This is a genomic window from Bdellovibrio sp. HCB290 (genome assembly GCF_047305925.1).
GTDB lineage: Bacteria > Bdellovibrionota > Bdellovibrionia > Bdellovibrionales > Bdellovibrionaceae > Bdellovibrio.
In genome coordinates, this window is the sequence record NZ_CP178620.1 from 2,604,881 (window position 1) to 2,619,544 (window position 14,664).

Genomic DNA, 14,664 nt, shown 5'->3' on the forward strand with positions numbered 1-14,664 from the left:
CAGTGAATTTCCAGAGGTCGTCTCAAGTATGGTCAGCTGAAAAAATAAATTGGAGATTTTTCGCGGAATCTCGCAAACTTGTTTTTAGGGGAAATTCAAACCAAAGGCTAGGTAGTCATGCACAACTATCGGGACTTTATTCTACGCGAACTAGAGAAACGTCAGAAAAAGAATCCGTCGTACTCGCTCAGAGCATTCGCCAGAGATCTGGAAATGCCCAGCTCACGACTCAGTGAAATACTGAATCGTAAAATGGGACTTTCAGAAGCACGGGCGATTAATCTGGCAGAGCGACTGAATCTTACTCAACCAGAGAAAGAGTACTTTATCGACCTTGCCCTCTCTGAACACGCGCGCAGCGCTGTGATGAAAGAGATGGCTCTACGTCGAGTCAAGGCTCGGACTGAGTTGATTGAAACAATCGACAAGCGGGATATAAGTGGTTTATCCGATGGCGCACACATCGCCATTCAGGTAAAACGCGAGCAGTACGCCCATGCTCTGGAAAAGATCAAAACTTTCCAGGAGCAATTGGCGAAGGACCTCGAAGCACCCTCAGAGAGTGATTCGGTCTACAACCTAACTGTTCGTCTGCTGGAGCCCACCAGTACAAATGAATAATAACTAGACCCCCTCAAAGCTCTTTGAGGGGGATTTTTGCTAAAAACTCGATCAAAATAGTCCGATAAGTGTTTCAAATCGGGAGACGTTGATCGTGAGTAACGCAAGATTTACAGCTGCAAGCATTGGTATTGCCATTTTCATCGGATACTTTTCCGGCAAGCAGTATTCCACTCTGACCACAAAAAAAGTGGAAACTGAAGACTTGTCCAGCAGATCGAAAGTTGAATTCGAAACATTAAAACTAAAACCGCTTCCTAAAGCTGAAGTTTTGGCTTCCAAGAAGTTGTCTTCGCTTAAAGCAGCAGATGACTTCATCGAGCCCTTTCATGAACGGCAGGATTTCAAATGGGACCCGACTTATTCCGTCTCAGCACCGAGCTTTGACTCCAAGAATCGTCCCTATTTCCGCTACAACGACCGTGAACAGACCGTGCCATCTTCCAATGGCTTTCAAACACTGCGTGAAAATTCATGGACTCATTTTCCATTCATGATGGGTCAACTGCTTCCCTTTTATGACAAGAAGACAGCAGATCTGATTGTGGAATCCAAACAGGATATTCTGTGGGACCCGAAGATGGCCGTGTTCGATAAGACCGACCGAATGTATACAGTGCTGCGGATGAAGACCACAGTCTTTAACAAAGATACGTCGTATGTGATGATGTACTCTGACGATCAGGGCTTGAACTGGCAGGGTCTGCCTTTGGTGGGAACCAAAGACACAGCTTGTGTCTTTAGAGACTTAGGCACAAACAATTGCCCGCTCCCACAACTTTATGACCTTGAAAGACCGCATAACCGCGCCCCCCTGCCAGGACCACCGGCGATGCTATACTATTTAAGCGATGGTAAACTTCCCGGATTTGAAAAAGACTACTCGTGGCTGGGCACCGTTGGAAAACTATATTTGCAGCCGATCACCAAAAACTCCAAAGGTAAACTGGAAGCTGAAAAACCGGTTCTTCTAAGCTTAAGCGCGCAGGAAATCGGTTATCGTAGTGGCTCCTCACCAAAGATCATCCGTTCCGGCAACAAGTACTTCGTAACATGGCTTGAAGCCAATCGTGATTTTGTGCCCGAGAAAAACTCCCGCGGTGGCGCAGTCATTCCCAAACCTGATAAGAACAACAAGCCGTATTCAGAAATCTGGATTGCAGAGTATGACCTTAAAACCAAGAAGGTCACCAAAAAACCAATCCTGAAATCATGGCCTGTTAACGACACCCACAATCAACCTGGTATTGTGCGCACCTGGGATGGCCATCTAATTGTTGTTTCTGGCGGTCATGGTTCACACTTTATGTCGACTTACTCGTTGAAGCCTGACTCTGTCTCTCAGTGGAGCAGCGAAGTTCCTATGAACACCGCTGACACAGGTTACAAGAGTAACTACAGCTCTCCGCAATGGGGCGGTGGCAGTCAGACATACGTTTCCATGATGATAGATGCGAATGACACGGTTCACACGGTTTACCGTCAATGGATGCATGATAAAAAGATTTTCGATTTTGAATATTTCGGTGCATTGGTTTATCAAAATGGAAACTTCGACAGAAAAACGAAAACCTTCCGCTGGAACCCTGCCCGCGTTCTGGTGTATCCAAACGCACCGGAGTACACTCACTGGTACCAGGTGATGACGGTGGATCGCAAAGACAATATATATGTTGAATACAGCAACATGCGACCGTACCCACCTTATCAGGTGAAAGATCAAAAGGGACAAGCCTCATTCGTGTCACCGTACCTTAACAACGCACTTTTGCGTTCTGAGAACAACGGCAAGACCTGGTCGCTGGTTTCTGACGATGACCTGAAAAAAGCGCAAATAAAGTAAACAGAATATTTCAAATAATTCAGATTCCGTTTTTTTGAAGTAAAGAAGAAATGCGATGATGATCCAAAGTGATACAGGATCCATCGCATTTTTCATTCTTATGTTAACTGTTCGACGGTTCCCTGTTGATTTCCCTAGGGAAAACCAATCCCCTGTCTCATTCGAATATGTTTCACTGTCACCGAAAGCTGAGAATTTTCCTGATTGTTAACTACTCTTTTTACAGTGTTACTCAGCTTTACACCGGCGACGATTTTAGGCCCATTGCGGCTGGCACGACCAATGCAATGATGTCTGGCATAGGGGTAATTATGAAAAAGACAAATGCATACATCTCGATTCTCTCGCTGGCTGCTTTATCTGCTTGTGCTCCACAAGACATGAGTTTCACGGCATCCACACTGGCTTCATCCAGTCCTCCGGGTCAATCTGATACAATCATTCCTTCACGTGGAGTGAATCAGAACTTTGATATCCGTGAAAACTCAAAAATCGACGTCCTTTTCGTCGTCGACAACTCGGGTTCCATGGCCGAAGAACAAGCAAATATGTCTTCTAAGATCAGTGGATTTATGAATCTGGTTGATCACCTGGATTGGAGAGTCGCTTTGACGACCACTGATCCACGTATCAATACAACGGACTCTAATGGCGGCAGCTCTCCTTGGGGTGACGGACAATTCCGCCCAATGATCAGTGGCAAACGCTTCATGAGCAAGACAGATGGAACTAAAGATCAGGCACAGGCAGCATTGGCTCAAGCCATCATGCTGGGTGATAAAGGTAATGGTGACGAGCGTCCTATATACAGCATCTCCCGCGCCATCGAAAGAGACGTTGCTCTTCCAGCTGCTGACAGATTCTTCCGCGCTGATTCGAACCTGGTAGTTATCATTATCTCGGACGAAGATGAGTGCAGTAACGGTCAATGTACAACTGGTTTTGATGTTTCAAAATCTCAACCAGCAAACCTTGTAAGTTTGGTTCGCTCTAAACTGGGTGCTGAAAAAGTCATGATGGTGGATACGATTGTTAAGTCTCCAGGTGATAGCTCCTGTACGACTTCGAATCAGCCCGCACCGATCCTGATTTCATTGGCTCAATTGACTGGCGGTATCGTGGGTTCAATTTGCGCGACAGATTATACTGCGATCCTAAAAAATGCGGGTGATGCAGCAGTATCATTGACCAGAGCTGTGTCCTTAAGCTGTAAACCAATCGATGCTGATAACGATGGTAAAGTGGATCTTGTAATCAAAGACTCTGCTGGCAATACGATTTCTTCCGGCTACTCTGTTAGCGGTAATATCGTGACGTTCAACTCAAGTCTGGCTAACGGTTCCTATAAAGCAGACTTCCGTTGCGCGATGTAATTTAAACCAATAGATTTTCAAACCTCGTTTTTAAATAAACGGAGTTTCCCTAAAAGCCCAACCATGGTGGTTGGGCTTTCTCTTTTTGATAACACGCAGAACACCAACCACAATTCCCTCATCCAAAACTGTCAGCCCCTTTCCGTCACCTTCGTCGCATACATTTGAGATGCGGGGATTACTTGGGTTGCCGCCTCAGTAACTTATTGAAAGCCCTTGATTAAATCACCTGTGTCGAATTGAAATATGGCACTGCAGTTGCTTACTCATTAAGTAAACAGAGTGCACGGGGGCTATAATGACAACATCAAATTTGAAAAATACTTTAATGGTGGTTTTGTTGATTGCAGGTGCTGCGGCTTTGACGGGTTGCGGGCCATCTGGTGCACAATCAACTGACTTTGCAAGCCGTGAAGTCATTACTTCAACGACTGATGCTGACAATAGAGCCCTTGCTGTTTGTAATTCCACTTCAACGGCAGGATTGGCTGCCCGCCAGATGGCTTATTCAGAAGGCAACAACTACCGCATGGATTTGGTGTGGGTCAAACTAACGACTTTACCAGCGGGATTCTCTTCCGGCGCCTCCTATATCTCAATGTGGAAATGGCTTGCTAATTCCAACGGAGCTACGTATCTGGATTCAACCTCCGTTCCATTGGCTCTGTATGATACACAGACGAAAAAATTTATCACTTCCTGGGGTACTTCCATCAATTGGAAATCGATTTCATCCCTGGCTCTTTCCATGGGATATGCTGAACCAGCATATTTCTTTGGCCGCGTGATCATCCTGGCAAATCTTAAAGACACCAATGGTGAATACGATGTTTTGAAGGTCACGGCTTATAACACTTCCACAAACAAGGCGATTACAGAAATTAACGGTTTGCTGCCAATGTTTCCTGCAAATCCCGCAGCCTATGCAACTGAAAGCTCTGGCGTAGCCCGCGCTTCTGTCCTGCAAAAGCTTCACCCATTTTACTCTTATAAAAATTCCGGCTATACGACTTCACAATACCAAGACATGGCCAAAAACTATTGCTTCTAACTCCGCGAATTTAATTAAGCGATGTTGGAATCGTCCTGAGGCTGGTGGCGCTCAAAAAAGTACTCATAACTATTCACCAGCATAAATGAAAGCAGGCAATAAACCGGCCCCATCAGCATCGCAACAGCAATCCCCTTTAGATCTGTCAGATACCCAATAAGCAAGTGCATTCCCACCAACATCAAAGAATCCGTCGCCATCATGTATGAAACAGCTGAATCCAGATCTGTTGGAAACTTCGAAGAGATCCAGGTGATTGCCAGCGGATAAAATGGCGCCACTGTAAAACCTGTTATCGGCAAAAATATCGGATCCCAATGAACTCCGGCATAAATACACACAGCACTTAAAACAACGGCACCGGAAAGTTGGGTTCGCAAACTGAATGGCAGACGAATCAGTGCAAACAATGATCTCCCCACCAGCATCCCGACAAAAAAGTAGGTCACATAGAGGGAGGACTTTTCCATGTCATAGTCCATCACCCGTCGCATGAACAACGCCAGACGTGAAGAAACCATGATTTCCGCGCACACACAAAAACTCACCATAAAGGCCAGAAAAATTTGCGGGCGGAAGTTACGGGCTTTGTTTAATTTGTGATTTTCAGGGATGAACTCGGCCTTCTTGTGCAGATCCTTATGACTGCCATGAAAGGTGTAAAGCAAAAGCCCCAACGGCACCACGGTGATAATACCAAATGTCCAGCGCCAGCTCCCCGTCAAATGCTGAACAGAAGCCGCAATCAACGGCGAGCAAAAACTGGCCACCCCATACATTGCATGCAGTCCCGACAGAAGCTGCTGTTTGCGATTTTCACTGGATCCCAAAGGAACGAGCACATTGGGAATCAAGCCCACAATACCCAGACTCATACCGAACGTCAGAGAGAAAAACAAAAACACATAAAAATGCGGCGCGGTTGCCAAGCCGATCAATGACAGAATCAAAGCGATCGCCCCACCGCGCAGAACATTCAAGCGGTCGTAGCGTCTTAGCACATGCCGGGCAAGATAACTGGAAAGAAATCCAGAAATCGAGCTTAAGGCGAACATCCATGAACCCATGGAGTCGTTCACCGCAAATTCTTTCATGATTTCTGGGAAAAGCGGTCCTCGCACATTGTCGCTCAGACCGAATACAAACAAACTAAAATAAGACAGAATAATGTAAGGCCAGATCATACGATTAGTGTGATGACTCTTGGCTTACTTCCTCGGCCTGCAAGTTCTCCCCTTGACGATAGCGATCGACCAAGGCTTCATCTGTCGTTGGGAAAGAGAACAGCAACGAGTGAACGTTGGTTTCTTCATCTTCCTGTGTGACAGCCACATAAACCAAATCCTTGGTCTCATGATCAGGAAATTCCTTAATAAAGCTTACAAGCACATGACCTTCAGTATCAGTTTTTCGCCAAATCTCATCTGCGGATTCGATTGTTTCTTCACGCAGATCCGCGTAGTCCTGAAACTTTTCCTGCTCAATATCTTTATCTGTGCGAACTTTCATCATCGCCTGATACAAGCCCACGGCCAACGGATCGCCTTCCAACATGGCATCGCCTTCAATCGCCCCTGCTGAAGCTTCCGCATAGCTGCGATCGTACACCATCTCGCCTTTTTGATAATTGTGCCAAACGCTGGAATCCCTGGTTGGGAAATGCATGAATACGAACGTTGGATACTCTTCCTCTTCAACCATATATGCGATGGCAATGTACTTAAAGGCTGTTGCCCCTTCTTCGTATTCGCGGATGAAATAGTAGACCACGTAGTCTTCCATGGCTGCGTTATCCATCCACACTTCATCCGGATCATCCAATGTGGACTCCAAATAATTTTCCCGCGCCATTTGTTCTTCGTCAGAAAAATCGTCGGCAGTGCGGTAGGATTGATACTCATCCTGAAACTTTTTAATCGCTGATTCGAAATATCCGTACAACTCTTTTTCGGTTTCGAAAATGAGGCCGGCTTTTTCATCGACAACGATATACTCTTTTTCAGTGATAGATTTGGCTTTAACAGGACGAGATTTAGCTTTGGCCATCGTGGCTCCTTATTGCCTATTATGGAGAGAAATCCTGCTTGGCAACAACAGGAAAAAAATCTGACACGACAAGGTTCGTCATGACCCTGTTTTTTCCTCTTGCAACTCTTCCGATTCTTCCCCAACATTCAATTTATGTTGTGCCATTAAATGGTTTTTCCAAGGTGCAAGGAGGCGATCTTGGCGAGTATTGAAGAGACCAGTCTTGAGCGAATGGAAGCACTACTGTCCCACTCTGCTATGGGTGTTCATGTTCTGTTTGATAACACAACCATTGCGAAGGTTCTTAAAGAAGTCACTGACGACAAAGACTTCTACAGCTTTGACAAGATGAAAAAGGTGCAAGACGTGATGACAGAACTCATTGCGCGCAAAACCTATTTCGAAAAAATGGCGTTTTTGCAGGCATTGGACCCGGATTCTTATCAAATGCTGATCCGCGCCTACTTCCATATCGTTGAAAATACAGTTCGCGCAAATCACGAACACGCTCACTGATTACTGAGCGTCATTTGCAGCGCCCCTCTAAAACAGACACTTTTCATAGGGAAAGTGTTTAATTCCTATTCATTTTACGCGACATTTTCCCAGAAATTCTAGATCTTCGATTTTGTGACGAATTGTTAGAGTCCTAAATCGACATTAAACGCGAAAAATAATGCAACGCGGAATTCCAGTGCTATCCTGATTTCATGTTTTCCCACCGCAAAGCCGATAGGGGATATTGTGAAATATCGACGTCTCTTATCGGCTTTCTTTATTTTTCTGATCCCCGCTCTGTCTCAGGCAGAGTATCGGGTCTTCGTGTTGAAAATCAGTAAGTCAGCTTCCGCCTCCGCTGAAGCTTCGGCGGGACAGGCCGCCCCAGACGGCGAACCCACCTTTCGTCTGGTTGAGAGCACTTTAGATCCCGATCAATACCGCGGGTTTTACCCAGTCGCTGCTGATGAAACGGTCACCTACATCGACACCTGGCGGTGTTATGGGCGCACGGGCGGCATGCAGCCCCACTGCCCCAACCCTAAGGGCCAGATTCCCTCTGAAGAGAATTCAGGACCCTAGTACCCCTGCCTCTTTTTGATACACTAGTGGATATGTCATCTATCGACAATTCCACGCGTAAATCCCAACAAGCCGACCTGAGTGAACTTCAGGCCGAGCACAATCGTAAGAAAAAGCAGATCACCAAAGAAAACGAAGGTCAGCTTGAAGACTTGCGTGGCTATTACGCGGAAAAGAAAGAAAACATCCGCGAAACCAATGAAGCGGCCGTTAATCACATCCGCGATCGCCAGAAGGAAATGGTCGAAGACTCTGCTCAAAAAAGAAGTCAGCTTTCTGATTCCTACAATGCCCGTACGGCCACTCTGCAAAAAGACTACGATCAGAAAATCACCGACACCCGTAATAAGCGTCGCGAGCAGTTGGATGCTGTTCAGCTGGAATCCAATCAGAAAATCAAAGATACTCAAGACAATGCCCAATCCCAGATAAACGGAATTCGTGAACGCTCTGCCAATGAAATTCAACAGGCCAAAGATCGTTACAACAAAGACGTGAAAGAGATCAATTCGTTTGCCCAAAAACGCCTGGATAACCTGCACGAACAAAACGAGCGCACACTAAGTCACGAAATGGAGCGAGGCAAGCAGGCACAGACCAAGCTGCGCACAAATCAAGAGGAAGACTTCGCCAAACAGCGTGAGACTGGCGAGAAGAAAATAGCGGTCCAACAGGATCAGCAGCAAAAACAACTGACCCGTTCAGAGACCGAGTTCAAAAAAGACTATGAGCAACAGCAAAAGCAATGGGGCTCCAAGGAACAGAATCTGAACAATCAGTACAGCCAACGTGTTATGCAAAATAAGAAAGCTTATGAAAAAGAGCTGAAAAACCAAAATCAGCATTTTCAAAGCACTTACTTGAAAAACAACGAAGCCAACCGTGAATCCCTGAATATCCAGGAAGACATGTATGCCAAGGAACTGGCAACGACCCGTCAGAAATTCACGAAGCAGGCCGAGAAATATGAAAGCAAAGAACAGGATCCGTTCTACAAAGTAGAAAACCGTGGCAGCCAGATGCAGGAGACTTCTGATTTTTACGTGTTAAGGGCGTTCGTGCCAGAACACGAAAAGGATTCCGTGCGTGTGACGGTTCAAAATGACCGCGCCACAGTTTCCGGTCAGCGCGCCTTCAAGGATCAGATTGAAAATGAAAACAAAAAAACCACCAGCAGCAGCTTTCAAACTTTCCGCGAGGAATTTGCTTTTGAAAAGCCGATCGTAAGTGAAGGCATGACCCGCGAGCGCGATGGTGACTACGTCGTCTATACCATTCCCAAAATGACTTCCATGGGATTCAACCGCAAAGCCTGATTAAGGCTTTGCGGATTCGAACTTCACCAGATTTCGTCCTGCATAGATATTCATGAAGGCGATTTGAATCTTTTGATCCATCTCTTCGATCTCATACACCAGCTTTGCAAAATCATCACCCGTGGCAGTCTTCACCCCGATTCGCGGCAATACGTCGCCCGGTCTCTGAAAATTCCGCACCATTTTTAGGCGCATGCGGGCATTGAAATCCTGAGAGCTGATTGAACTGCTTCCCTTAAAGATCATGTCCAATTCTTCCTGGGAGCCATTGTCTCCGCGAGAAGCCTGATACCCATCCACCAGAATTTCAATATAGTTAATTCTAACCAGAACATCCGCACCAAAATCATCCTGAGGCGCAAGTGCCGGGTAAACCGTTTCCAGCAGACTGTCATAGGTTGCCATGCGGGTCTTGGCTTCAGCGACATAGTCAGCCAGGTATTTATATAGTTCTTTCTTATCCTTACTCAGTCTGCTGAACGTCTTGTGACGTTCATACTGACCATAGAATCTGACCTGCAGAGGACCTGGATTCGCATATCCATTCAGGGCCAGATATCGCAACGTCTGCTGCTGCAAACTTGTTGCCTGAGTCTCATCAAAACCAATCAGGTGTGAATATTCGTGAGTCATCAAAGCCAAAACCTGAGATTTAAAGTTATCGATTCTCAGTTTTGATTTTAAGGCAAAGGTGCTGATACAAATACTATTTGTCGGCGAACTGTATGCCACGGCATCTTTAACTTCATTTCCCAAAGTGCAGGCTTTTTCGCGAAGCACCTCAACCGGAGTGTTGATAACGATCTGACGAAGCTGCTCCAATTGCTCAGCTGTCAAAGGCGACTTCTCCGGATTCCACATCCAGCTGTGAATTAAAAACTGTGCGTCTCGCTGGATCTTATCCAAAGTATCGATCAACAATTCCTCAGGCACCTGCTCCCCTTCCTGGGAGTCGCCACCGCTGCCAATACGTACGGTGTTGGCCTGGCTCATTTGCGATACCATCAGGAAAGAAAATAAAAACAAAAGAATGTTCTTCATAGATTTGCCTCCGCGAGGTTTTCATCACTTTGACTTTGCTCCGGCGGCGTATCCACTAAAACGCCACTGGTCGCAATCAGATTAATATTCATTTGAAAAATACGAGCGCCTTCCAAATTCTTGGAAGGGTACCGGACCGCAAGAAGATCGAAGAATTCCTCAACGTCGCGTTTCGCTTTTTGGTACTCACTGTCGTCCATCGTCATCAGCAAGGTCCCGAAATGACGATTCTGAACCGGCCAGTTGATGGCGTCCTGCGCTTCGATCAAACTGCGGTTGTGAAATCCCAGAAGAGCTACACTTCCCAACTCCGTGGGTATTTCCAAGTGCTGATCAGTTGCCTTCCAGCACTGAGTCTCTTCATCAAAATAGGCTAACCCACAGGCTTCGATACTTTCCAGGATCTCCGAACACTCCTTTTGAGTGATTTGAAAAGTGTTGGCGATATAAGAGACCGTGCAATCCAAAGATCTTAAGGTAAGGAGCAAATGGACTCGCGGAGTTTTGGGGTTGCGTAAAAAGTTGAATACGTCCCCTACCTTTTTTCCATTTTGATTTTTACTAAGACGAAGCATCTGCTGAAAGTGAAATTCTTTAAGTCTTATATTGGCAGCGTGAGTGTACTCGACCAGGTTTTCAAAATACTCGGAATCAACCTGGCTTAATTTCAGCGACTGCAAAACCGCCGGGACTGAATCTGCGCCCAGATTTCTTTTTCCTATTGAAACCTGTTGCAAGAAGCTGCGGCTTTTAAATCCACACTGCAAAGTCCAAGTGCCAAAAGAAAAGGTCGGCGATCGCTCCTTATTATAGCGATACCACGCCTGTAAAAACTGGCGGTAATCGACGAAGTCCATAATATGTGGTTTTAGCGCAAGTGTAGTCATTGAATCGTGCTCTTTTCGAAACCTTGAATACACCTAAATCAAAATTAACGAAAGCCTATTCCATAAACTACTGAATTATTTACTGTATTCAAGATTGACTACGGATAGTGGAATTGGAAACTTCAGAAAAATTGAAATTTTAGACTACACCGCTTACAAATTGCCGCAACAAGCAAACGTTAAATAACCTTAAAACGACTAAAAAAATAAGGAGCCTTAAAATGAAAAAAATTCTTTCCCTAACAGTTCTGTCTTCCCTAGTCAGCCTATCCGCTTTTGCTGGTGGCCCATGGTACCCGGTAAACGCCCAAGTGATCCGTTACGATGACGGAGCAATCCTTTGCTCAGTAACTAAAATGATGGGAGTAGAAGAAGAAATCCTGTTCCGCTGCCCGACTGCTCTTAATTTGAATGTGGCTGCTCGCTTCAGCTCACAACCAGTTATGCACATTGAAAACGGCAAAGCGAATTACTACGCGACAATTCATACGGCAGGTCTGTTCAACAACGGATCAAGAGTTTCCACGTTCGACTCTGTAAATGGTGACAAACTGTCAACAGAGATGACTTTGACGACCGATCAAGGAATCGTAACTGTGATCATCACACCACAGTTCGGCCCTCGCGAAATCCAACTCTAATAAAAGATAAAAAAAGGGACCGTGAGGTCCCTTATGACAGTTCGAACTTAGGCACTTGGCAAGGATTCAAAAGATCTTCCAGGAAATATGCCGCTAACTGATGACGTCCCTCTACGGCTGCTTTCTTGTATAGAATCAATGCTTGCTGTCGAACAGTAGTCTCTGAAGTTCCGCGAGATTGCGCGATAGCGCGCAGACTCAGTCCCTTCAATAGCAACAAACCGATGTCACCTTCGGTTTTCGTAAGACCCCATTTTTGAAATTGGCGTGAAACGACAGGATGAAGTCCGCCAGTGGGGATACATACGTGTGCACAAGTTGTATTACTGATGTCCTGCATGGTGTTCTCCTCTAGAGAACACTAAATGCGAAAATTTCTTATATGTCATCTAACATCTGTTTGGTGACATATAAAAATAGGTAATTATTTACTCAGAGTTAATTAAACGGCGTTTAGGCCTTCAAAAGATAACGCACTTCGCGCATAACAAAACTAAAACGTGTTTTCATGCTATAAAGTAATTCTAGATTAGTGTGCAGTTGGTTGATCTCATCAACCTCTTGTACGGGCTTATCAGACAGTTCGTGATAACTAGTATGTGAAACCGATTCTGACGGAACGAATGATCCACGGAAAGTTTCAGAAGTCGCCGTTGCTTCAACTTGTACTGTCTCGTTTTTACCAATCACTCTCATCGCGAACTCCTGATTCTGCGCGCCTTTCAGGGCGCCGACATAAAAGTCTATTTCTAAAAATCCACTTCTCAACTTAAATAAACTTACATAAAAATTTTTACAAGCCGAGTCACTAGTACTCGCACTTAAGGTCCGTCGTATCCTCGTGCGAAAGCTCTGTACGGTCGTCGTTGTTTTTAAGATACGTCGCCATCACAGAACCGCCACCATCGTTATGCTTTAGACCCAAAACATGACCCATTTCGTGAAGGATCAGGGCTTCAATATTCACTCCCGATCCAGTTCCTTGATTCCAGTAGAAGTTAAAAAACGGTTTATTCGTTTCCGGGTCGATTTTGCTATTAACGCGGATATCTGTTTCCCGAATCTGATCCCCAGTCCACAAAACTGTAGTTCTGGCTTGTTCAGAGGCTTTTTCGCTCTCCCAATTGGTCATAAAATAGATAACGTTTTTGCCGTCTGTGCGAGGTTGGTTGGGCCCACTCACTCGAGGAGTCGTTACGATATTAAAAAGTTTGCGCCCTGTCTGGCGCTCCCAGGTCTGCCCGGCACTTACGATTGCTGGGATAAACTCAGCGGGAACTGACTCATGCAGGTACATAGTCACAGGCACGTCAGCCTTCCAGGAAACACGCTCGCCATAGCTGTTTTGCAAAAAACCGCAGGCTTCTTGAGATTTCGGAGCACAGGCTTCTAATAAAAAAGCCATAACTACAAGTGCTGCTACTCCAACGTATTTGAACATAAGCGTGTCCTCCTGATCGTTTCTATTACAAAGAAAGGACCACCCTGCTCCAGCACCGGGACACCCCTAAGATCATGAAATTCCACACATTTTAAACAATTACAGTTTTCGGCATACGGCCAGTGAGACAGACACTTTCCTGTTCAGCTCACAGTCAACCCTGCGTAAACGGCATAAGTACATGTTTTTACATGCATTTCTGACGTCAAAGTTTTAGACACCCCCAAGCCGCAAATGGGGAACTTTAAAACCATTTTATTGAGGTTTGAGCCCAAACTTGGTAAATCTCTACCATTCTGAAAGGCGAAATATGATGAAACTGACTGTAATCCCTGGTGACGGCATTGGCCCTGAAATCATGACCCAAGTAATCCGCGTGTTGAAACACGTTCATGCTCCGTTCGAATACGAAGAGCATCAAGCCGGCGAAATCGCTTTGGCAAAACTGGGCGACCTTCTTCCTCAAAACACAGTTGATTCCATCAATAAAAATAAACTGGCGATCAAAGGACCTACGACAACTCCAGTAGGTGGAGGTCACAAATCCATCAACGTGACCATGAGACAAAAATTTGACCTTTACGCCAACGTGCGCCCGGTTCGTTCCCTTCCAGGCGTTCAATGTGTTTGCTCTGACGTAAATTTAACGATCGTGCGTGAAAATACGGAAGACCTATACGCTGGTATCGAGCGCATGGTAGACGAAAACACTGCAGAGAGCATCAAACGCATCACTCGCCGTGGTTCTGAAAGAATCGCGCGTTATGCTTATGACCTGGCTCAAAAAACCGGTCGCAAGCAAGTGGCCATCGTTCATAAAGCTAACATCATGAAAATGTCAGATGGCTTGTTCTTAAAAGTGGCGCAAGAAGTGGGTTGGCAGTACCCGAACATCCAAACGAAGGATGTTATCGTGGATAACGCCTGCATGCAGTTGGTGACTCGCCCACAACAATTCGACGTGATCGTAACTGAAAATCTGTACGGCGATATCCTGTCTGACCTTTGCGCGGGCTTGGTCGGCGGTTTGGGAGTTGTACCTGGCGCAAACATCGGCGAAAAGGCCGCGATCTTCGAAGCCGTTCACGGTTCCGCACCAGATATCGCAGGACAAAACAAAGCCAACCCAACGGCTTTGCTTCAATCCGCTGTGATGATGCTCCAACACGTGGGTGAAGGTGCCAAAGCCGATTCCATCATGAAGGCTTTGATTGCAGCATTGTCTGATATCAATGCCCGCACTGGTGACTTGGGTGGTAAGGGCACAACTCAGTCCTTCACTGATGCCATCATCCAAAAACTGTAATCAGTAAAGCAATCTTAATAATAGCAAAGGCCGCTT

Annotated in this window: 16 protein-coding genes; 9 read left to right on the top strand and 7 right to left on the bottom strand. The window is 45.7% G+C overall.

Features of this window, described 5'->3' with window-relative positions; translation table 11 throughout:
• The first annotated feature begins 117 nt into the window (after positions 1 to 117).
• The 4 genes from ACLVWU_RS12805 to ACLVWU_RS12820 all read left to right on the top strand — a co-directional run bounded on the left by ACLVWU_RS12805 (position 118) and on the right by ACLVWU_RS12820 (position 4,888).
• Complete coding sequence (locus ACLVWU_RS12805; protein WP_413575157.1) at positions 118 to 621, top strand: hypothetical protein; 504 nt, start codon at positions 118 to 120, stop codon at positions 619 to 621.
• Between the two features lie 94 nt (positions 622 to 715).
• Positions 716 to 2,464 (top strand): hypothetical protein, encoded by a 1,749-nt coding sequence (locus ACLVWU_RS12810; protein WP_413575158.1) that lies wholly within the window; start codon positions 716 to 718, stop codon positions 2,462 to 2,464.
• A gap of 311 nt (positions 2,465 to 2,775) precedes the next feature.
• The gene (locus ACLVWU_RS12815; protein ID WP_413575159.1) at positions 2,776 to 3,837 is read left to right on the top strand and encodes a hypothetical protein; all 1,062 of its coding nucleotides are present in this window, start codon (positions 2,776 to 2,778) and stop codon (positions 3,835 to 3,837) included.
• A gap of 298 nt (positions 3,838 to 4,135) precedes the next feature.
• On the top strand, positions 4,136 to 4,888 hold the full coding sequence (locus ACLVWU_RS12820) for a hypothetical protein (RefSeq protein ID WP_413575160.1): 753 nt from the start codon (positions 4,136 to 4,138) through the stop codon (positions 4,886 to 4,888).
• Between the two features lie 14 nt (positions 4,889 to 4,902).
• Here ACLVWU_RS12820 and ACLVWU_RS12825 read toward each other — a convergent pair whose 3' ends face one another.
• Together ACLVWU_RS12825 and ACLVWU_RS12830 are read right to left on the bottom strand one after the other, a co-directional pair.
• Positions 4,903 to 6,072 (bottom strand): MFS transporter, encoded by a 1,170-nt coding sequence (locus tag ACLVWU_RS12825; protein ID WP_413575161.1) that lies wholly within the window; start codon positions 6,070 to 6,072, stop codon positions 4,903 to 4,905.
• Positions 6,073 to 6,076: 4 nt separating this feature from the next.
• Complete coding sequence (locus ACLVWU_RS12830) at positions 6,077 to 6,934, bottom strand: PBECR2 nuclease fold domain-containing protein (protein WP_413575162.1); 858 nt, start codon at positions 6,932 to 6,934, stop codon at positions 6,077 to 6,079.
• Between the two features lie 180 nt (positions 6,935 to 7,114).
• On the opposite strand from ACLVWU_RS12830, the gene ACLVWU_RS12835 reads away from it, so the two are divergent.
• The 3 genes from ACLVWU_RS12835 to ACLVWU_RS12845 all read left to right on the top strand — a co-directional run bounded on the left by ACLVWU_RS12835 (position 7,115) and on the right by ACLVWU_RS12845 (position 9,312).
• A complete protein-coding gene (locus ACLVWU_RS12835) occupies positions 7,115 to 7,432 on the top strand; it encodes a hypothetical protein (RefSeq protein ID WP_413575163.1) in 318 nt (105 codons plus the stop codon).
• Between the two features lie 228 nt (positions 7,433 to 7,660).
• Complete coding sequence (locus ACLVWU_RS12840; RefSeq protein WP_413575164.1) at positions 7,661 to 7,996, top strand: hypothetical protein; 336 nt, start codon at positions 7,661 to 7,663, stop codon at positions 7,994 to 7,996.
• A 32-nt stretch (positions 7,997 to 8,028) separates the two neighbouring features.
• Positions 8,029 to 9,312, top strand: a complete 1,284-nt coding sequence (locus ACLVWU_RS12845) for an Hsp20/alpha crystallin family protein (RefSeq protein ID WP_413578793.1) — start codon at positions 8,029 to 8,031, stop codon at positions 9,310 to 9,312.
• Here the strand turns inward: ACLVWU_RS12845 and ACLVWU_RS12850 are convergent, their stop codons facing one another.
• Together ACLVWU_RS12850 and ACLVWU_RS12855 are read right to left on the bottom strand one after the other, a co-directional pair.
• Entirely contained in the window at positions 9,313 to 10,353 is a 1,041-nt protein-coding gene (locus tag ACLVWU_RS12850; protein WP_413575165.1) for a hypothetical protein, read from the bottom strand.
• Positions 10,350 to 11,240: a TIGR02147 family protein gene (locus ACLVWU_RS12855; protein WP_413575166.1), complete on the bottom strand. Its 891-nt coding sequence runs from the start codon at positions 11,238 to 11,240 to the stop codon at positions 10,350 to 10,352. Before ACLVWU_RS12855 ends, ACLVWU_RS12850 begins: the two co-directional genes overlap by 4 nt.
• Positions 11,241 to 11,461: 221 nt before the next feature.
• Here ACLVWU_RS12855 and ACLVWU_RS12860 point away from each other — a divergent pair, with 221 nt between their 5' ends.
• Positions 11,462 to 11,881, top strand: a complete 420-nt coding sequence (locus tag ACLVWU_RS12860; RefSeq protein ID WP_413575168.1) for a hypothetical protein — start codon at positions 11,462 to 11,464, stop codon at positions 11,879 to 11,881.
• Between the two features lie 31 nt (positions 11,882 to 11,912).
• Here the strand turns inward: ACLVWU_RS12860 and ACLVWU_RS12865 are convergent, their stop codons facing one another.
• From ACLVWU_RS12865 to ACLVWU_RS12875, 3 genes are all read right to left on the bottom strand, one after another.
• Positions 11,913 to 12,221 (bottom strand): helix-turn-helix transcriptional regulator, encoded by a 309-nt coding sequence (locus ACLVWU_RS12865; protein ID WP_413575169.1) that lies wholly within the window; start codon positions 12,219 to 12,221, stop codon positions 11,913 to 11,915.
• 113 nt (positions 12,222 to 12,334) lie between these two features.
• Positions 12,335 to 12,577, bottom strand: a complete 243-nt coding sequence (locus tag ACLVWU_RS12870; RefSeq protein ID WP_413575170.1) for a hypothetical protein — start codon at positions 12,575 to 12,577, stop codon at positions 12,335 to 12,337.
• Positions 12,578 to 12,689: 112 nt separating this feature from the next.
• Complete coding sequence (locus tag ACLVWU_RS12875) at positions 12,690 to 13,322, bottom strand: matrixin family metalloprotease (protein ID WP_413575171.1); 633 nt, start codon at positions 13,320 to 13,322, stop codon at positions 12,690 to 12,692.
• Positions 13,323 to 13,632: 310 nt separating this feature from the next.
• Between ACLVWU_RS12875 and ACLVWU_RS12880 the strand changes: the two genes are divergently transcribed.
• Positions 13,633 to 14,628 (top strand): isocitrate/isopropylmalate dehydrogenase family protein, encoded by a 996-nt coding sequence (locus ACLVWU_RS12880; RefSeq protein WP_413575173.1) that lies wholly within the window; start codon positions 13,633 to 13,635, stop codon positions 14,626 to 14,628.
• Positions 14,629 to 14,664 lie beyond the last annotated feature (36 nt).